At 32.0% G+C, this 18,387-nt stretch carries 20 protein-coding genes; 16 read left to right on the plus strand and 4 right to left on the minus strand.

What is annotated here, in order from left to right; all coding sequences use genetic code 11:
* From LBD57_RS04615 to LBD57_RS04690, 16 genes are all read left to right on the plus strand, one after another.
* A partial coding sequence (locus LBD57_RS04615; protein WP_373470159.1) for a sigma 54 modulation/S30EA ribosomal C-terminal domain-containing protein occupies nucleotides 1-207 on the plus strand: 207 nt, incomplete at its 5' end.
* Nucleotides 208-226: 19 nt separating this feature from the next.
* A complete protein-coding gene (locus LBD57_RS04620; RefSeq protein WP_373470160.1) occupies nucleotides 227-685 on the plus strand; it encodes a PTS sugar transporter subunit IIA in 459 nt (152 codons plus the stop codon).
* Entirely contained in the window at nucleotides 685-1,632 is a 948-nt protein-coding gene (hprK, locus tag LBD57_RS04625) for an HPr(Ser) kinase/phosphatase (protein ID WP_373470161.1), read from the plus strand. Before LBD57_RS04620 ends, hprK begins: the two co-directional genes overlap by 1 nt.
* Complete coding sequence (gene rapZ / locus LBD57_RS04630) at nucleotides 1,625-2,485, plus strand: RNase adapter RapZ (protein WP_373470162.1); 861 nt, start codon at nucleotides 1,625-1,627, stop codon at nucleotides 2,483-2,485. The genes hprK and rapZ overlap by 8 nt, the downstream gene beginning before the upstream one ends.
* A 54-nt stretch (nucleotides 2,486-2,539) precedes the next feature.
* Nucleotides 2,540-2,968, plus strand: a complete 429-nt coding sequence (locus LBD57_RS04635; protein ID WP_373470163.1) for a PTS sugar transporter subunit IIA — start codon at nucleotides 2,540-2,542, stop codon at nucleotides 2,966-2,968.
* Nucleotides 2,969-3,478 carry a PTS system mannose/fructose/N-acetylgalactosamine-transporter subunit IIB gene (locus LBD57_RS04640; protein WP_373470164.1) on the plus strand — a complete coding sequence of 170 codons (510 nt, stop codon included), beginning with the start codon at nucleotides 2,969-2,971 and terminating at the stop codon, nucleotides 3,476-3,478.
* A complete protein-coding gene (locus tag LBD57_RS04645) occupies nucleotides 3,475-5,577 on the plus strand; it encodes an alpha-amylase/4-alpha-glucanotransferase domain-containing protein (protein ID WP_373470165.1) in 2,103 nt (700 codons plus the stop codon). Before LBD57_RS04640 ends, LBD57_RS04645 begins: the two co-directional genes overlap by 4 nt.
* 4 nt (nucleotides 5,578-5,581) lie before the next feature.
* On the plus strand, nucleotides 5,582-6,220 hold the full coding sequence (locus LBD57_RS04650) for a PTS sugar transporter subunit IIC (protein ID WP_373470166.1): 639 nt from the start codon (nucleotides 5,582-5,584) through the stop codon (nucleotides 6,218-6,220).
* Nucleotides 6,217-6,999 carry a PTS system mannose/fructose/sorbose family transporter subunit IID gene (locus LBD57_RS04655; protein WP_373470167.1) on the plus strand — a complete coding sequence of 261 codons (783 nt, stop codon included), beginning with the start codon at nucleotides 6,217-6,219 and terminating at the stop codon, nucleotides 6,997-6,999. Before LBD57_RS04650 ends, LBD57_RS04655 begins: the two co-directional genes overlap by 4 nt.
* 3 nt (nucleotides 7,000-7,002) lie before the next feature.
* The gene (locus LBD57_RS04660) at nucleotides 7,003-7,266 is read left to right on the plus strand and encodes an HPr family phosphocarrier protein (RefSeq protein WP_373470168.1); all 264 of its coding nucleotides are present in this window, start codon (nucleotides 7,003-7,005) and stop codon (nucleotides 7,264-7,266) included.
* Between the two features lie 8 nt (nucleotides 7,267-7,274).
* Nucleotides 7,275-9,026 carry a phosphoenolpyruvate--protein phosphotransferase gene (gene ptsP, locus LBD57_RS04665; RefSeq protein ID WP_373470169.1) on the plus strand — a complete coding sequence of 584 codons (1,752 nt, stop codon included), beginning with the start codon at nucleotides 7,275-7,277 and terminating at the stop codon, nucleotides 9,024-9,026.
* Nucleotides 9,027-9,467: a bis(5'-nucleosyl)-tetraphosphatase gene (locus LBD57_RS04670; RefSeq protein ID WP_373470170.1), complete on the plus strand. Its 441-nt coding sequence runs from the start codon at nucleotides 9,027-9,029 to the stop codon at nucleotides 9,465-9,467.
* 1 nt (nucleotide 9,468) lies between these two features.
* Nucleotides 9,469-10,179 carry a Bax inhibitor-1/YccA family protein gene (locus LBD57_RS04675; protein ID WP_373470171.1) on the plus strand — a complete coding sequence of 237 codons (711 nt, stop codon included), beginning with the start codon at nucleotides 9,469-9,471 and terminating at the stop codon, nucleotides 10,177-10,179.
* Nucleotides 10,180-10,195: 16 nt separating this feature from the next.
* Nucleotides 10,196-10,762: a ribosome biogenesis GTP-binding protein YihA/YsxC gene (gene yihA / locus LBD57_RS04680; protein WP_373470172.1), complete on the plus strand. Its 567-nt coding sequence runs from the start codon at nucleotides 10,196-10,198 to the stop codon at nucleotides 10,760-10,762.
* A 48-nt stretch (nucleotides 10,763-10,810) separates the two neighbouring features.
* Nucleotides 10,811-11,311 (plus strand): LA_2272 family surface repeat-containing protein, encoded by a 501-nt coding sequence (locus tag LBD57_RS04685; protein ID WP_373470173.1) that lies wholly within the window; start codon nucleotides 10,811-10,813, stop codon nucleotides 11,309-11,311.
* A gap of 150 nt (nucleotides 11,312-11,461) precedes the next feature.
* Entirely contained in the window at nucleotides 11,462-12,217 is a 756-nt protein-coding gene (locus tag LBD57_RS04690) for an exodeoxyribonuclease III (protein WP_373470174.1), read from the plus strand.
* A gap of 99 nt (nucleotides 12,218-12,316) precedes the next feature.
* On the opposite strand, the gene LBD57_RS04695 is transcribed toward LBD57_RS04690, so the two are convergent.
* From LBD57_RS04695 to LBD57_RS04710, 4 genes are all read right to left on the minus strand, one after another.
* A complete protein-coding gene (locus tag LBD57_RS04695) occupies nucleotides 12,317-13,957 on the minus strand; it encodes a hypothetical protein (RefSeq protein ID WP_373470175.1) in 1,641 nt (546 codons plus the stop codon).
* A 334-nt stretch (nucleotides 13,958-14,291) separates the two neighbouring features.
* Nucleotides 14,292-15,290 (minus strand): M48 family metallopeptidase, encoded by a 999-nt coding sequence (locus LBD57_RS04700; protein ID WP_373470176.1) that lies wholly within the window; start codon nucleotides 15,288-15,290, stop codon nucleotides 14,292-14,294.
* Between the two features lie 143 nt (nucleotides 15,291-15,433).
* Nucleotides 15,434-16,000 carry a LemA family protein gene (locus LBD57_RS04705; protein WP_373470177.1) on the minus strand — a complete coding sequence of 189 codons (567 nt, stop codon included), beginning with the start codon at nucleotides 15,998-16,000 and terminating at the stop codon, nucleotides 15,434-15,436.
* Between the two features lie 328 nt (nucleotides 16,001-16,328).
* A complete protein-coding gene (locus tag LBD57_RS04710) occupies nucleotides 16,329-18,311 on the minus strand; it encodes an LTA synthase family protein (RefSeq protein ID WP_373470178.1) in 1,983 nt (660 codons plus the stop codon).
* Nucleotides 18,312-18,387 lie beyond the last annotated feature (76 nt).

Raw genomic sequence — 18,387 nt, forward strand, 5'->3', positions numbered from 1 at the left:
TATGATACTATGGAAGCTTCAAGAACAAAAATTTCAGAAATAAAACGTTTTGATTTACAACCTGTTACGGTTGAAGAAGCAATTAACGAGATGGACAATCTCGGTTATAGAGTATATATGTTTAAAGACGGATTGAACGACAAGATGAGCGTTCTTTACCGCAATGACAGTGGGTCTGTAGTTCTTTTAGAACCCAATGAAATGTAAGGTAAAATAGGAGAAAGAGATGAAGATTATGGATTTTTTAAGTCAAGATTCAATACTTGTTGATCTGAAAGCAACAGATAAAAAGTCAGCTATTGTAGAACTAGCTGGAGTTTTAAAAAATACTGAAAAAATTAAGGACACTGATGATATAATAAATGTTGTTTTAGAAAGGGAAAAACTCGGCTCAACCGGAATTGGCCAAGGAGTTGCAATTCCTCACGGAAAAACTGATCTTTTGCAAGAGCAAATAGGTGTGCTTGGTATTTCTCGCAAAGGTATAGAGTTTAATTCCCTTGATGGAGAACTAGTTCATATAATTTTTCTTTTAGTTGGACCTGTTGAAGTTGCAGGTCAGCATTTGAAGGCTTTATCGAGAATCTCAAGATTATTTAAAGATAAATTTTTAAGACAAGCTATAAAAGATGCTAAAACTGCACAAGAAGTAGTAAAACTCATACAGCAAGAGGATGCTTATTAATGACAATGGACGTAGGCGTTCTTATTAAAGAAAAAAGTGAAGACTTTAAGCTAAAATTATTGGCCGGAAAAGATGGGATTGGCAGAAATATCACTGTTCCCAGTATAAATAGGCCAGGCCTTGCTTTAACAGGCTTTCTAGAACATTTTCCATATGAGCGCATACAGGTTATAGGTATAATAGAACATATATATCTAAGCCGGTTGGATGACAGTTCTCAGATAGAAATATTGACTAAAATTTTCTCAAATGAAAAAGCCGTGGCTTGTGTTTTAACTAGAGATTTAGAATCTACAGATGCTATGCTTAAAGTTTTTTCGGATCTAAAAGTGCCTCTTTTAAAGACTAGTTTAAGACCGTCTGCTCTTATTGGAGATTTGAGTTATTATTTAGATAGCAAAGTTGCGCCTTCAATTAAAATACACGGTGTTATGGCAAACGTTTATGGTATCGGTATTTTAATTGTAGGAAAATCTGCCATGGGGAAATCTGAATGCGCTCTTGAACTTGTTAAAAGAGGCCACAAATTTATTGCCGATGATATAGTCAATATAAAAAAGCTTTCTTTGGGACAATTTTTAATTGGAAGTAGTTTAGAGATTACAAAACATTTGATAGAAGTAAGAGGTATAGGCATTATAGACGTTAAAGAACTTTTTGGTATAGGGAACATTTTGTCAGACTCAAAAATTGAGCTTGTTATAAAGTTTGAAGAATGGACCCCTGTTAAAAAATACGATAGAATAGGTCTTGACGATTATTATGCAGAGTATTTAGGTGTTAAAATACCAGAGATCACAATTCCTGTGGCTCCAGGCAGAAACTTAGCAGTTCTCGTTGAGACTGCAAGTTTAAATCAAAGGTTAAAAAACAAAGGACATTTTACTGCTAAAGCATTAAATGCCACATTGCGTAAAGAACTAAATAATCAAATAAGCCATGAATAGATTGTGTATAGTTTCAGGTATGTCAGGAGCTGGCAAGAGTCAGGCACTCAAAATCTTTGAAGATTTTGGGTTTGTTTGTGTTGACAATATGCCTGTTCAGATGATAACCGATTTTATAGATATATGTATAAAAGATTCCGAAAAATATAAAGACATTGCAATAAGTATAGATTCCAGGTCTGGAGAAAATCTTTCCTATTTTGATGCTTTTCTTACAGTTCTAAAAAATAAAAAAGTTAAATATAAAATTATTTTTTTAAATGCTTCTAACGATATAATTATAAGACGTTATTCTGAAACACGTCGTAGGCATCCTAGTGGCCAATCTGTTTCTGATGGAATAGATCATGAAAGAAAACTTTTGGATACTATTTTTAAAGTTGCTGATGAGGTTATTGATACATCTAACCTTACTATAGGAGAGTTAAAAAAAATAATTTCCGTTCTTTCAGGTATAAGTCAATTAGAAAAAAGATATTTGGGTATTTCGGTGATGTCTTTTGGTTATAAATATGGTGTTCCAAACGACGCAGACATAGTTTATGATATTCGCTTTTTAAAAAATCCAAATTATGTAAATGAGCTAAAATATAAAACAGGACAAGACAAATCTGTTCAAAAATATATAGAAAAACAAAAAGAATTTAAAGTATTTTTTGATGTATTTTCAAAACTTATAGAGCTTACTCTTCCTGGATATATAAAAGAGGGGAAAAGTTATTTAACTATTGCAATAGGTTGTACCGGGGGGCACCACAGATCTGTTTTTATTACTGAAAAACTAGCTTCTTTTTTAGAGATTAGAAAGTATAAAGTAAACCTCAACCACAGAGATATTCTTAGGGATCTATAATAATGAGAAAATTAAGCACCGAAACTTTTAATATGTTATCCAACTCAATAAAAAATGATTAAAATTATTGTAGCGGCTCATTGTGGTTTAGCTGCTGAGTTTGTAAATGCAGCTGTGGCTATATCAGGCACACATCCGAATCTTTATTTTGTTGAGCGTAGTTCAAATGGTAGTTTGCAACATATATATTTAAGTATTGAAACTCTTTTGAAAGATATAATTGACGACGATGGGATTTTAATTCTTACTGATCTTCTTGGCGGTTCGCCATGCAACGCTGCGATTCAGGCGAGCATGAATTTAAAAGTTGAAGTTATTTCTGGTGTAAATCTGCCTATGATACTATCTGCCGTAATGTTAAGCACAACCAATATAAATTTGTCTGAACTTGCCAAGAAGGTGCTAAATAAGGGACAAAAGAGCATAGTAAATGTAAAAAAGTTATTAGAAGAACATCAAAACACTATTTGTAAGGGGAAATAAATGGCTATAATTTTAATTAGAGTAGATGATCGGTTAGTACATGGGCAAATAGTGCAAGGGTGGCTTAAAACGCTTGATGTGGATGTTGTTTTGGTTGTTTCAGATTTAGCTGCAAACAATAAAATACAACAGACTCTTATGGAGCTGGCTTTACCGAGCTCTATAAGGCTTGATATAAAAACTCTTAAAGATGCTACAACTTCTTTGATTAACAGAGAATATGATAAAGAAAATATTATGATCTTAGCTGCATATCCATCAGAAGTCTTATATATGATAGAAAAAGGTTTAGAAATTACGTCTTTAAATATAGGTGGAATGCATTTTATAAACGGTAGAAAACAGTTGGCTGAAAACGTATGTGTAAACAATGAAGATATTGAAAATCTGCGTCAAATATATTCTAAGGGTATTGAAATAGAAAGTAGAGTTTTGCCAAATGACGATAAATTGAATATTATGGATATTTTGGAGAAAGAATATCAAACTGTATGTAAGGTGGATAAATGAGCAAAGTTAAATTCATTTTTTGTACGCATAATCATCAGCCAATAGGAAATTTCGGCTGGGTTTTTGAAAAAGCTTATCGTAGCGCATATAAGCCTTTTATGGATATTATGCTTAACCATCCAAAGATAAAATGGAATATGCATGCCAGCGGGATGCTTTGGGAATACTTTGAAAAAGAACACCCTGATTACATAAAGGATGTAAAGAAGCTTACAAATAGTGGGAATCTTGAAATATTATCAGGTGGATACTACGAGCCGTTGATGGCTTCAATTCCAAACAGAGATAAGATAGGACAAATAACTAAATTAACTAAATACATAAAAAAAACATTTTGTTGTAAGGAAGTCAATGGACTTTGGCTTGCTGAAAGAGTATGGGAACCAGGAATGGCAAAAGTTTTGTCTGCAAGTGGTTGTCAATATAGCGTATTGGACGATTCTCATTTTGTTGCTGCAGGTATGAATGCAGAAAATCTTAGCGGATATTATACTACTGAAGATGAAGGATATAGTCTTAATATTTTTCCTATAAACAAAAAAATGAGGTATTTAATCCCTTTTGGTCTGATTGAAGATATACTTAAATATTTCAAAAAACTTATAGAAAAAAATCCTGGAAGAGACATCGTTGTAGTTATGGCCGACGATGGAGAAAAGTTTGGTATGTGGCCGACAACGTATCAACATGTTTACGAAAATAAATGGCTTGAAAATTTTTTAGTTGCTTTAGAAGAAAACTCTGATATTGTTGAGACAGCTACGTTTTCAGAAATTTTAGAGATAAAAAAATCTTCAGGAAGAGTGTATTTGCCATGTGCTTCATACGAAGAAATGTCAGAATGGACTTTGCCCGTGGAAGTGCAACAATCTTTTGAAAATATTTTGGAAAGATATAAGTATGACGATGTAAGAAAGAGATTTTTACATGGCGGTTTTTGGAGAAATTTTTTAACCAGATATGAAGAAGCAAATAATATGCATAAAAAAATGCTTTACGTAAGCAAGAAAATTGAAAAATGTTTGGAACATGAGAAACGTCACAGCCAAAAAGCAGCGTATGACTTGTATGCAGGGCAATGTAATTGCGCTTATTGGCATGGAGTTTTTGGTGGTTTGTATTTGCCTCACTTAAGAAACGCCATTTATAATAAATTATTGAAAGCTGAAGAACTTTACAATAAATCTATGCTTAAAAAAGCGTCTTGGAATGTTTTCGACTTTAATTGTGACTCACATGAAGAGTATTTATATGAAAGTAAAACCCAAAATATTTATGTATTACCTTCAAATGGAGGGTCAATTTTTGAATGGGATGTTTTTAAGTTTCATCATAATTTACTTGATGTATTGACTAGGAGGTATGAATCCTATCACAAGAAGCTTAAAGATAATGCAGAAAAAACAGTCCTTATAAATGACGATGATTCGCATATCCAGACTATACATAATGATTCAGTAAGAGTAAAAGAAGTGGGCCTTGATAAATATTTAGTGTATGACAAGTATAAAAGAGCATCTTTGATAGATCATTTTTTTACAAATAACATAAAAAATGAAGACTTTATATTTAACTGTTACGAAGAAAAAGGGGATTTTTTTAATGGTATGTACGAACCAGAAATAAAGTATAGTAAGAAATTTTTTAAAAAGAGTACAAGATTAGTTCTTTCAAGATATGGAAAGGTTGATGGGAAAGATGTTAAGGTTACAAAAGAAATAGTCCCTATACCTAATGGTTATAACGTTAAATATGAAATAAAGAATAATTCAAATGAGGATTTAGATGTTTGTTTTGCTCCAGAACAGATTTTTGCTTTTACATCAAAAAGTGGGGATGATTATTCAGTTCTAAAAGATGTTGATATATGGAAGAGATATGATAGTTATTTAAATATGGAAGTTGAGATTAAATTTTCTGAAAAAGGCGAAATTTTTGTTTATCCTGTTGAAACTGTTTCAAATTCAGATAATGGATTTGAGAAAACTTATCAGGGGACTGTCGTGCTTCCTCTTATAAAGTGCTTGGTTAATCCCGGCGAAGTTAAAAAGTTTTCTTTTAGTACAATCGCAAATTTAAAGAAACAAAAAGGATTGTAAAGTTGTGAATATTTTTCTTGTCTCTTTTGTTGGTGCTTTGTGTAGTGCAGATATAACATTCTTTGGACAATTTATGATTTATCGTCCAATATTCTGTGCTCCAATCATAGGCTTTTTTTCTGGAGACATAATTTCAGGTCTTTGCATAGGGACTATATTAGAATTATTTTGGATAAAAACTGTCCCTATGGGAGTAGTTGTTATTCCAGATATTACAATGATAGGCATTTTGTCTACTTTTTGGACATGCACATATTTCCCGGGCTTGAAAGATGCGGCAATTTTGAGTATATTTTTAGCAATTCCATTTACCTATTTATACAGATTAGTTGATATATTTGGAAGGAAGCTTAACGTTAAAATAATGTATTGGGTGGAGTCTGGTATTAAGGATGCTAAAAATTGGCGTATAGAGACTGGTATTTGTGCAGGATTATTATTTTTTCTCTCTAGAGCGTTTTTATTTTATTTGTTTTCTATTATAATTGGAGGCAAATTATTTTGTGATATTTATGCTCTGTCTCCTAAATATATTTTATCAGGATTTGCAAAGGCTTGGTACTTACTTCCAATAGCGGGTTTTGGAGTGGTATATAATGTGGCTAGTATAAGAGCTTTATTATTTAGGAATTCTGGGAAATGATTAAACTATACTTTAGGCTTTTAATAAGAAGTTTTTTTTTGCAGTCATTATGGAACTATGAACGACTACAAAATATAGGATTTGTTTTTATATTACACCCTTTATTTGACAAAATTTACACTTTAGAAAAAGAAAAAAAAGAAGCTTTCTTAAGGCATATAGGATACTTTAATACTCAAGTATATATGGCTGGTATGATAGTTGGTATAATTGCCAATATGGAAAAAGAAATAGCCAAACTAAAGCCGGCCAAGCGCAATGAAATGATAGACAAAATGAACAGAGTTAAAAGCAATATGGCAGGGCCGCTTGCAGCAATAGGTGAGCCTTTTTTCTATGGTGAACTTAGACCTATGCTCTCATTTTTAAGTATATTTATAATGGTTACGTTTGCCAACAGACGATCTGGATTTATTGTTTTATCTCCAATTATTTTTATATTGATTTATAATTTTTTTCATTTAAAAATAAGGATTTGTTTTTTATACGAAGGTTTTAAATATTGCACGGATAGTGTAAAATTTTTGATTAATTTTAAATCAATGTCAGATACTGTTCATTTTGGTTTTTTTGTAACGTTTTTAGCTGCATTCTCTTTATATCTAGCTGTTTTTAGTTTTAGTAGTGAGGGAAAACTTTTTTATTCTGGATATACTGATTTTTTTATATATATATCAACTTTTTTATTTTCGTTTTTTGTGTCTAATAAATTTGGAACAATGGCTTCTATATTTTCTGTTTTAGCTGCATGTATAATAATGTCACTTTTAGGAATATAAGATATGAAAGAAAAGATTATAATTGTTTCAAATAAGGCAGGTTTGCACGCAAGGCCTGCAGCAACTCTTGTACAAACTCTAAGTAAATATCAATCAGACATTAAAATTTTAAAAGATGATTTTGAAGTTGACGCTAAGAGTATAATAGGAGTTATGGCATTGGCTGCTGCGTGTGGAAGCGAATTGAAATTCGTTGCAGATGGTCCTGATGAATGCGATGCTCTTGATGCCATAGAAAGTTTGTTCAATTCTAAATTTGGTGAATAGGAGTGTAAATGTTCATTGATAAAGATAGAACTTTTAAAGGTATTGCTGCATCTTCTGGCATTGCTATTGGAAAAGCTTTTCTTCTTATGGAAGAATCGTTTTGTCTTATTCGTAAAGAAATTCCACAATCTTTTAGAGAAGCTGAAAAAAAGCGTTTTGACGATGCTATAGATAAAACTAGAACTGAATTTAAAGATACTTACAATAAGATTAACAATGCTCTTGGAGAAAATTATGCAGATATAGCAAGTGTACATATATTAATTTCGGATGATCCTACCCTGAGAAAAGATGTGTATAAGCTTATTGCTGATGGGGTCAACGCTGAATATGCTCTTTTTAAAGTTCTAGATAAAATTGCCCGTTCTTTCGATGATACAAAAAAAGACAATTTCTTCAAAGAAAGAAAAACTGATATTCAAAATGTAGGTAAGAAAATTCTTTCAAATCTTTTTGGAAAGGAAGAAAAAAAACTTTCAAAATTAGATGAAGACTCTGTTATTATTGCTCACAACTTGACGCCGGCTGATACCATATCTATAAGAGGAAATAAAATTTCAGGTTTTGCTACTGATATAGGCGGAAAAACTTCCCATACGGCAATTATTGCTCAAGGGCTTGCCATCCCTGCTGTAGTAGGATTAAAAAATATATCTACACTTGTCAAAACCGGCGAGGTAATAATAGTAGATGGTGATAAAGGTGAGGTTATATTAAACCCATCTCAAGAAACATTACTGAACTATAAAAAAAAATATGATTTGCAATTAGCTCAATCAAAAGAATCTAGAAAACTTAAAGACTTAAAAGCAGAAACTGTAGATAAACATGAAGTTTCTATTTTTGCCAATATTGACCATCCAGATGAAGTACAAATTATTTTAAATAACGGAGCCTTTGGTATAGGTCTCTACAGAACTGAAACAATATATTTTAATCGTGATTCTATCCCTACGGAACAAGAACATTTCGATATGTATTCTAAAGTGATACAACAAATATCGCCTTATGAAGCTAAAATAAGAACGTTCGATTTGGGCGGGGATAAACTTACTAAAATAGGATCATTAAATCTCGGCGCTGAATCTAACCCATTTTTGGGATTAAGAGCTATGAGATTGTGTCTTAAATACCCAGAAATATTTATAGGTCAATTAAGGGCTATTTTAAGGGCCTCTGTTTTAGGGAAAGTAAAGTTGATGTATCCAATGATTTCAGGACTTGACGAATTAAGAGCTGCCAATGCTATCCTTAACAAAGTAAAGGAAGATTTAAGAAAAGAAAATATAAAGTTCGATGAAAATATAGAAGTTGGTGCTATGATAGAAGTTCCATCAGCTGTAGCAGTTATGGATTTGATAGCCAAAGAGGTGGACTTTATTTCAATAGGAACTAATGATTTGATACAATATACATTAGCGGTAGATAGAGTTAATGAAAATGTCTCCTATCTATATAACCCTATGCATCCAGCTGTTTTAAGGTTTATAAAATGTATTGTTGACGAAGGCCATAAAGTTGGAATAAAAGTTTCCATGTGTGGAGAAATGGCAGGAGAACCAAAATATACACCAATTATTTTAGGTATGGGGCTTGATGAATTCAGTGTGTCACCAATGCAAATTATACCAGTAAAAGATGTAATAAGAAATATGTCTTTTGCAGACTGTAAAGCGTTAGCTAATAAAGTTATGAAACTAGAAGATAGCAAATTAATTTTAAAAGAGCTTGATTTGTTTATTAGAAAAAAAGAGGTGTGAATGCTCAAAGAAACTTCTTGTGGGGCTGTGGTTTATAAAATGCTTCAAAACGGTAGTCCTGCTTTCCTGCTAGTTAATTCTAAAAGAAACAATAAATGGGGCTTCCCAAAAGGTCATGTTGAAAACGGAGAGAATGAAATTGAAACTGCTGCAAGAGAAATTTTTGAAGAAATAGGAATAAAAAAGCTCAAATTTGTTGAAAATTTTAGACAAGAAGACGTCTATTTAATTAATAGTGCTATAGATGAAACTAAAGGGCATTTAGTTGAAAAACATTCAGTTTATTTTCTTGCTTTGGCTTTGGAAAGTACCTCAAATTTTGATGAGGACGAAATATCAAGACTAGAATGGGTTGACATAAAAAAAGCTCAAGAAATTCTACCTTTTGATAATCAAAAAAAAATTATAAAATTAGCTTACGATAAACTTATTGGAGGATAGTATGAGTAATCCACTTTTAAAAGACAGCGTTTTTCAAACACCTGTTAGAGGTGCAGAAGTTATGACGGTTTCTGGGACTATAAACAAAAGTATAATTTTGTGGGTTTTGCTTGCAGCAAGTGCCCTTTATGCCTGGACGCATCCTGCAATCATAATGCCTTTGCTTATGCCATTATTATTTGGAGCTTTTGTATTGGCGATTATTTCTTCATTTAAAATGGACTTGACGCCGTTTTTGTCGCCAATTTATGCTATTTGTGAAGGGCTTGTTTTGGGTGTGATCTCAGTCTATTTCGAAAAATCATATCCTGGTATTGTTATAAATGCTGTTCTTTTAACAATGTGCGTTCTGTTTTGTATGCTAGCAGCTTATAAAACTGGTATGCTTAAGGCAACGCCAAAATTTAAAAAAGTTGTTATACTTTCAACGCTTGCTATAGCTTTAGTATATTTAATTGATTTATTAATGGGAGTTTTTGGTGCAAGAGGGTTTAACTTTTTAGGGAATTCTTCAGGACTTGGTATAATAATTAGCCTTGTAATAGTTGCTGTTGCTGCTTTAAATCTCATTATAGATTTTGACTTAATTGAACGTGGTGTGCAATATGGGGCCCCTAAGTATATGGAGTGGTATAGCTCTTTTGCTTTAATGGTAACTCTTGTTTGGCTTTATCTTGAGATACTAAGACTTTTATCAAAAACGAAAAATTAGAGTGCTAAAAAAAGCAGTGTTTTTCAGGGCAGAGTCAAATGCCAAGCTAATTCCGCAAAGTGTGGCAGAGGTTGTTTTATCCGGCAGGTCTAATGTAGGTAAAAGTAGTATTATAAATGCCTTGTGTTCCAAAAAAAATTTGGCAAGAACATCAAAAACTCCGGGGCGTACTAGAAGTATAAACATTTATAGTGCTGCCATGAAAAAATGGATAATAGATTTGCCTGGATACGGTTTTGCAAAAGTTAACCATCAAGAAAAACAGCTTTGGAACAAAATGATAGAAGAGTGTATAGTCTTAAGAAAAAGCAAAAAGAGGGTTTACGTAATTATAGATGCTTTTATTGGTCCAACAGAATTAGATATTAATATGGTATATTGGTTAGACGAACACAGTATTCCGTTTAAAGTTGTTGCTAATAAGTGTGATAAATTGCCTAATGGTATTTCTCAAGATGAAATACAAAATAAAGTTGCACAATATTTTAGTATAGATAAATATAATATTTTTGCTGTAAGCGCAAAAAATAGACAAGGTTTTGACAGTCTCAAATTTGACATTATGCAATTTTTAAATTCTTAGTTGCCAATGTATTAAAATTAAAATGTATACAAAACAGGAGGATTAATTATGAAAAGACTATTATCGGTGTTTTGCTTACTATGTGCATTTGTAACTGTATCGTTGGCGCAAACTCCTATCAAATTTTCATTTTGGGGAGATAGAGCTTACCCCTATGACAATTCTGTGCATGGATTAGAATTGGGTGTAGGAACTTATACACCTGAATTAGTGGGAGTGTGTTGGAATTTTATTTATGCTAAAACTGATAACGCAAAAGGTTGGCAACATGGATTGCTTACAATATCAAAGCAATTTACTGGTGCTCAAACAGGGATCCTTAATATATCGAAAACTTTTGAAGGTTTTTCTTGGGGTGGGATAAACTGGAATGAGGGTGATGTTAGTGGAGTCCAATGTGGAGTATTTAACATAGCAAGATCGGTAAAAGGTGCTCAGTTCGGTTTTTTAAACATGACAGAAAATATGCATGGAATACAGATAGGACTTTTAAATTTTATTAAAACAAGTAAGGTTCCTGTTATGGTTATTTTTAACGCAAAATTTTAATATATACAACATACTGAAAAGAGACTTTTTATCCGTTGAAATATTGCTAGGAAGAGAGATTTTTGTTTGTTATCTGTTATTATGCACACAGTTGTAGGATTTAGCTATTAATATTTTTTGCAGCTGCCGTTCTTTTTTTAGAGGGCTTCGATGAAAATAGTCTCGTGGAATATAAATGGCATAAGAGCTATATATAAAAAAAATTTTCTTAATTGGTTTAAAAATGAAAACGCTGATATAGTTTGTGTACAAGAAACTAAAGCAGATGAAGCACAATTTCCTAAAGAGGTTAAAGAAGTTGAAGGATATAATTTCTACTGCTCGTCAGGTAAAAAGAAAGGTTATAGTGGAGTTGCAGTATGGTCGAAAATTAAGCCTGAAAACGTTGCTGTAACCATTGAAAACAAACTTTTTGATAACGAAGGAAGAATCTTAAGGCTTAATTTTAAAGATTTTATACTTTTCAATATTTACTTTCCAAATGGTGGAGCTTCAGAAGAACGTCTTAAATATAAACTAGACTTTTATGATTACTTTATAGATTATCTTAAAAAGTTTAAAGATAAGAAAGTTATTATATGCGGTGATTACAATACTGCGCACTATCCAATAGATTTGGCAAGACCAGTCCAAAATGAAAATAGCTCAGGTTTTATGCCTAAGGAAAGAGAAAGGCTAGATAAGCTTATAGAAATGGGATTTATAGACACTTTCAGGCATTTCAACAAAGAACCAAACAACTACACATGGTGGGATTACAAAACATCTGCAAGATCAAGGAATATAGGCTGGAGAATAGACTATTTTTTTATATCAAAAAACACACTCAAAAATATTAAGTCTGCAGATATTGAAAGTTCAATACTGGGTTCAGATCATTGCCCTGTGTCAATCAATATTTTCTAACAATTATTTTCTATTCATTCTACCGAAGTGCTCTATACATAAAGGCTGGGAAGCTTATTATATGTACAAAGACAAGAATTAGAAATTTGGAACTTAAGCTTATTTTGTCACTGCAAATTTTTGAATACGTTTTCCTAAATTTGTTTGAATTATAAGAAAGTATACACCAGGCGCTACTTTTCTACCATTTTCATTTTTTAAATCCCACTCAATAATAGCCTTCCCCTCTGCAAAATTTAAATCTTGTGTAGAAAAAGACTTAACAAGCTCACCACTAATAGTAAATATATGGCCATTGACAACAGAAGTATCTGAGCTAGAGATAGAAAATTTAAGCATTCCTTGTGTGCTTAGGCTTGTAGGATTGCTATATTCAACTAAAAAAGGAAATGTTGGCCCCGGCGGTGGGTAAGGATGTGACCAATCTTTTTCTTTATAATCCATGTATACTACTCCTCGTCCATGGGTTTTTTCTGTTATACCTTGAGTATAACCAAACACGGCAATACGTGCAGGACACACATGATTGTCAAAGAATTCTTGTTTAAAAGCTGCAAGATTATTAAAACGATTTGGATCTTGACTTCCAAGCACAGCAAAACAGGCTGCTACAGTTGGAGCTGTTGGAGAAGTTGCGTTCCCATGTACACCCACAGCAAAGTCTGGTTTCATATATCCATCTATTACTATTCCACTTACTAATATGTCCCCTATGACAGGCCCCCAACCGCTTACTGAAGAAATTTGGTTTGCTTTTCCCGGACCAAACTGATTGTCATCTCTATTAATTGCTCCGCATGTTATAATATTAGAAAGGCAGCCTGGAATTGAAATACTTGCGGTTGGATCTGGAACTACATCTTTTAGATGTAAGCAAATTCCATTGTAATTTTTGAAACTAATAAGGACATCAAGTGTTTGAGATCCACCAGATATTTGTTCTATAGAAAGTCTGATTGTGTCGTTTTGTTGTGTTCCATTGTTATCGTCATTATCAAAGCCAACAGCATTGCTACTATCATTTATGTTCTTTTGAATTTTTTTATCTGTTCTGATATTTTGTGCAGTAAAAGTATAAGTATTACCGTAATTTATTTGTTTATAAATTGTAAAATTAAAATGATTTATATCTGCTACAACATCAATATATGGATTACCATCAGGAAATATCATCTGGTTAGAAGAAGGACTTTTTTGCAAACGTGCATACTGTGAATCTTTTTGATGATTGCCCATTATACCAAAAACAAGTATACCCTCAGCTATACAATCATTAAGTTTGGTCCAGTAAAGGGGCTGTCCGCTAAACGGAGAAATATGTATGTCTAAAGAAACGGAAACTATTTTGATACCATTAGCTAAAAGCCAATTAAATAAGTTATCCATAGATGCTGTATATGGAAAATATACTAAATAAACTTCAGCTTCAGGAGCTATTTTAAAAAATTCAAGCACCATATCAGTTCCATGGCTTGTACCAACACCAGTATCGGTAGTAAGAGAGGCTATATCTCCACCGTAGTCAACAGTTATAGCGCTAGTCACTTTTACACCATATCTTTGGAAAGTCGTCTTCCATCCATCGAAGCCAGAGTCTATAACTGCATATTTAACTCCCTGCCCTTTAAACCCCATTTGGTGATATTTCGTAATATTAAGTGCGTCAGTGGTATCATTTGCAAAACTGTTAGGAGTTAACAACAAAAACAATAATAAAAGCAAAATTTTGTGAAATTTCATTTTCGCTCACTTTTAAATTTTTTATGTCCAAAATAATAATTTATTTTAACCAAACATCCGAAATTCTCCAGCCGTTAGGTCGTGTGATGGAGAAAACCCTCTGCCATTATTTATATATATCATAAATAAAATCTTCTTGAAAACTAGGTAACTAAGCCAACAAAGGGCCCCAACAATCATACTATAACACTTTTATGAAATAATAGAACAAAGCATATATGTTCAACAGAATTAAACACAGCTTAATTCTAAGCTAACTGGCGGCATAAGCCCATAGCAGTTTGGCTAAAAGAATTTAAAATTCTCTAAAATCTTGTCTAGGATTTAAGTTTATCTAACGGCTTAAGTCCATTGTTTGTAAAGCTTTAATTCTGTTTTCAATAGGAGGATGTGTTGCAAAAAGGCCTGCAATTTTGGCAAAAAAGGAGTTTTGCTTATTTTTTGCTAAAGGATTTGCTATACACATTGGCGACATTGTTTCTTTATCACGTAAGTTTTTAACCATAGAGTTACCAGATATTTTTTGTAATGCTCCAATTAACGCTTGAGGATTTCTGGTTATTAAAGCTGCTGTGGCATCAGCTTGATATTCTCTGGCTCTTGATACAGCCAGCTTTATTAGAGGAGCTAATAAATACCCGTACACATAAAGGACTATGGCTAAAACGAACAAAAGTATTTGAATTGCATTATTGTTTTTAGAATTTCCTGACCTTCTTGCCATCATAGCCATATGAAGCAAAATTTCTGCAACAACAGTTGCAAAACTTATGCACACAACCATTATAAGCATTAGACGAATATCTCTATTTCCAATATGTGCCATTTCATGCGCAATAACACCTTCAAGCTCAGACTTTTCAAGATGACTAATAATTCCTTTAGTCAAAACAACATAAGAGTGATTGGGATCTCTTCCTGTTGCAAATGCATTGAGCCCTTCATCATTTATTGAATAAACTTTAGGCATTGGAAGTCCTGCTGCTATGGCAATATTTTCAACAATTCGCACCAGTTCCGGTGCGTTTTGTTTTGTAAGTTCAATAGCACCAGTTGTCGATAAAATAAAAGACTGGCCAGCATAATAGCTTATCAAAACCCATAAAATCGCAAGAATAGAAATTATGGGGATAATATATATAGCTATCTCGTTTGCAACTGCAAATGTTGAAAGATTATAAGATTGTATACTTTTGTCTGAAACTTTTATAAAACTTATAAATAGTAAGCTTAAGTAAACCAATGCAGCAAGAGTTAACGGAAACAAAGCCATGAGCAGAATTGTTTTTCTTGTGTTTGATTCTATAAAATCGTAAGTAGTTATCTTTGGCATAATTATTTGCTTTTAAAATATATCCAGATATTTCTTAGTTCCTAAAGTTTAACCAATAGACTTGGAAACCTCGGAAGTAAACCTATAACGGTTGAGTATCGGTTATTTAAGTATTATTATTTCAACATAACAACATAATATTTTTAAAAAGAAACTTTTACAGGTTTTCTCGCTTCTTGTTCACTTTCGTCAAGTTTAAAAAATTCTTGTTTTGTAAAACCAAAAGTATTTCCTATTAAATTACTTGGAAACATTTCAAGTTTAGTGTTCATTGCTAAAATGTTAGAATTATAAAATCTACGACTTGCTTGTATTTTGTTTTCAGTATCAGTAAGCTCTCTTTGCAGCTCTAAAAAGTTTTGATTTGCCTTTAAATCAGGATAATTTTCTGATAATGCAAAAAGAGATTTTAATGTTCCTGACAAAGCGTTTTCAGCTTGAGCTTTGGTTGATATGTCTCCCGTTGCTTGCATAGCTGTATTTCTGGCTTTTATCACAGCCTCTAAAGTGTTCTTTTCATGAGCAGCATATCCTTTTATTGTTTCCACAAGATTTGGGATTAAATCATATCTCCGTTTCATTTGTATTTCTATGTCACTCCAAGCTTCTTTTACTCTGTTTTTAAGCATTACAAACTTGTTATAAGTTGCAAGAATATAAGTTCCAACAAAAACAATCAATACAACAATAACCCAAAGTGCTATTTGCATATTTTTTATCTCCTATTTATTAATGTTAATTAATATTTTAAATTCTTTTAAAAATGTTTTCTGTGACGTACACTTAATGCTTTCATAAATTCCTTTAATAATGTTTAAAGGCTTTCCCATGAACAAAACATGAATAATAGTAACTATGATAAAATATAATAAATTATAATGCAAGAGGAGGCAAATTTGGGCATTGCTAAATAAGTATACACAATCCACACTAATCTTGAGATAGAAAAAAATCTATGCTAAAAGTAAGGTAAAAAGTGTCCCTAAAATGCACTATATATATATATTTATTTAGCAATGCCAAATTTAGTACTTAAACTCAGGTTTCTGATTTTATATATACATCCGAAGTTGCCATAATTTGTTTATAATATTCTAATATCTCCTTATGCTCTATAGTTTCATTAGTTCTAAAAAGTTCTTTACTATTTATATCAAAATCGAAGTAAATTATTTCCCCAGTTTCAATATTATACGAAACAGCTCTATCACTACACAATATAAAACCGTTACTGTTAAAAGCTACATGCTTTTTATCTTTATCTAACATGCTCACTCCAGCGGCTTTGTACTTTACTTCTGAAAGTGACAAATCATAAAGAGTCGGTGCTATATCCATATGGCATGCTGTGATATTTGCATTAAATTCTTTTTTCAATTTTTCAGGTATATATAGATACATCGGAACTGCATATTTTTCAAACAGTTCTTCATGGATAGAAGCTTTAAACTCTCTAAGATTATGGTCGCCTGTTATAACAACTATTGTGTTCTCTCTAAGTTCAGAATTTTTTATATAGTCTAAAAATTTTGATGCTTGCGTATTTGCAAACTGATAAGTTTTAAAAATTCTTTCAAGATGTTTTTCTCCAGGCATCATATGTTCAACTTCTTTAGGAATTTCAAGTTTTAAAGGACTGTAATATGGAGGTATTTCATAAGGAGGATGTGTTGCCGTAGACATTGCATAAATAAATTTTGGTTTATCATTGTTTTTTAGTTCTCTTAATACAATCTCAAAAAATTGTGCATCATTAATGCCCCACTCATGACGATATTCATTTTTTATAGATCCTTCACCATATATTTCATCAAAGCCTTGGGCTTTTAAAAAGTCTTCAAGTCCTCGCCAGGCAAGACTGCCTCCATAAACAGCTTTTGTAACATAGCCAGACTTTTTGTAAGGCAATACTAAAGAACTTTGAAATTGCTTATAGGCCTTGGGGCTCTGTGTTACTTGAAGTGAGAAAGGTCGTTGTGGCATGTTAAGAATTGTCGATTCCAAACAATGTATTGTTATTACACCAGCAGGTAAAAAATTGTAGAAGACCATATCTTCGTTGAAATGTTTTTCTAGTTCCCCTAAAACATTGAAATTTTCGCTGTTATACAAAATAGGAAATTCGCCAAAGCTTTCCATGACAATAAACACAACATTTGGTTTTATTTCTTCGGCTGTAGTATTTTTAATTGATGTTTTGTTAAATATTGATAAATCAATATTTTTTTCACTTAATCCAACTTTTTCTGCAATATTTATTTTATCGTTGCTTTGTTCAATTTTTGCTTGAATTGCGTCTGAAAGAGAGTGCATAGCTGTTAATGCGGTATTGTTTATAAAGCTGTTTGAAGATATTTGCGCGTGAAATTTTCCTAAAGGAAACATTGAAATTGTGCCTCTTGCAGCTAAAAATGTTAGGAGAGGAATAAAAAGAACTACACATATTTTTGTAAAAATATTCCCAGAAGAGAAATTTATAATGCTATGTAAATTAAGCAATTCTTTTGTAGTTATAGAAACTATTTTATATATTATAATACATACTAAAATCAACACAAGCAAAACTATATAAAAATATGGGTCTACAATGATTGTCTTTATCAATGCCAATGCGTCATCATCAAAAAAGTCAAACAACAATATATTTATATGTTCCCCAAAACATACATAAAAACCAAAATCAATGGCACTTACTAAAACTACTAACATAAAAGACAGACAATACCAAAACTTTATAAGAGATACCGCCTTTTTGAATACTATTAGGTTTCTTATAAACAAAAAGGCTATAAAAATAAAAATTACAAAAAAATTTATATAAGCTAAGGTCGATAAATCAAAACGCAACCCTAGAACAAATGCTTTAAATATGTCTCTAAAATGTCCAACAGTAGAGACATTTTTGAAAAAAAAGAAAAAAAATACTCTATAAATGCTCATCGCCACAAGTGCTGCAATATTTATAGGTATTATCTTAAATACGCAATCAATATAATTTTCAAAATTAAACTGTTTTGACAATGTGCAAACACCTCCCTAAACTAAATATATACAATCAAGCATTTTATCAAAATTTATGACTTAATTCTTCCCTGCA

The sequence above is a fragment of the Candidatus Endomicrobiellum cubanum genome, assembly GCF_031278955.1.
GTDB classification, from domain to species: domain Bacteria; phylum Elusimicrobiota; class Endomicrobiia; order Endomicrobiales; family Endomicrobiaceae; genus Endomicrobiellum; species Endomicrobiellum cubanum.

What these genes read in the sequence shown, in the direction of transcription:
- LBD57_RS04620 (WP_373470160.1), top strand. Translation starts at nt 227, where the DNA reads ATGAAGATTATGGATTTTTTAAGTCAAGATTCAATACTTGTTGATCTG.
- hprK (WP_373470161.1), top strand. Translation starts at nt 685, where the DNA reads ATGACAATGGACGTAGGCGTTCTTATTAAAGAAAAAAGTGAAGACTTT.
- rapZ (WP_373470162.1), top strand. Translation starts at nt 1,625, where the DNA reads ATGAATAGATTGTGTATAGTTTCAGGTATGTCAGGAGCTGGCAAGAGT.
- LBD57_RS04635 (WP_373470163.1), top strand. Translation starts at nt 2,540, where the DNA reads ATGATTAAAATTATTGTAGCGGCTCATTGTGGTTTAGCTGCTGAGTTT.
- LBD57_RS04640 (WP_373470164.1), top strand. Translation starts at nt 2,969, where the DNA reads ATGGCTATAATTTTAATTAGAGTAGATGATCGGTTAGTACATGGGCAA.
- LBD57_RS04645 (WP_373470165.1), top strand. Translation starts at nt 3,475, where the DNA reads ATGAGCAAAGTTAAATTCATTTTTTGTACGCATAATCATCAGCCAATA.
- LBD57_RS04655 (WP_373470167.1), top strand. Translation starts at nt 6,217, where the DNA reads ATGATTAAACTATACTTTAGGCTTTTAATAAGAAGTTTTTTTTTGCAG.
- LBD57_RS04660 (WP_373470168.1), top strand. Translation starts at nt 7,003, where the DNA reads ATGAAAGAAAAGATTATAATTGTTTCAAATAAGGCAGGTTTGCACGCA.
- ptsP (WP_373470169.1), top strand. Translation starts at nt 7,275, where the DNA reads ATGTTCATTGATAAAGATAGAACTTTTAAAGGTATTGCTGCATCTTCT.
- LBD57_RS04670 (WP_373470170.1), top strand. Translation starts at nt 9,027, where the DNA reads ATGCTCAAAGAAACTTCTTGTGGGGCTGTGGTTTATAAAATGCTTCAA.
- LBD57_RS04675 (WP_373470171.1), top strand. Translation starts at nt 9,469, where the DNA reads ATGAGTAATCCACTTTTAAAAGACAGCGTTTTTCAAACACCTGTTAGA.
- LBD57_RS04685 (WP_373470173.1), top strand. Translation starts at nt 10,811, where the DNA reads ATGAAAAGACTATTATCGGTGTTTTGCTTACTATGTGCATTTGTAACT.
- LBD57_RS04690 (WP_373470174.1), top strand. Translation starts at nt 11,462, where the DNA reads ATGAAAATAGTCTCGTGGAATATAAATGGCATAAGAGCTATATATAAA.
- LBD57_RS04695 (WP_373470175.1), bottom strand. Translation starts at nt 13,957, where the DNA reads ATGAAATTTCACAAAATTTTGCTTTTATTATTGTTTTTGTTGTTAACT.
- LBD57_RS04700 (WP_373470176.1), bottom strand. Translation starts at nt 15,290, where the DNA reads ATGCCAAAGATAACTACTTACGATTTTATAGAATCAAACACAAGAAAA.
- LBD57_RS04705 (WP_373470177.1), bottom strand. Translation starts at nt 16,000, where the DNA reads ATGCAAATAGCACTTTGGGTTATTGTTGTATTGATTGTTTTTGTTGGA.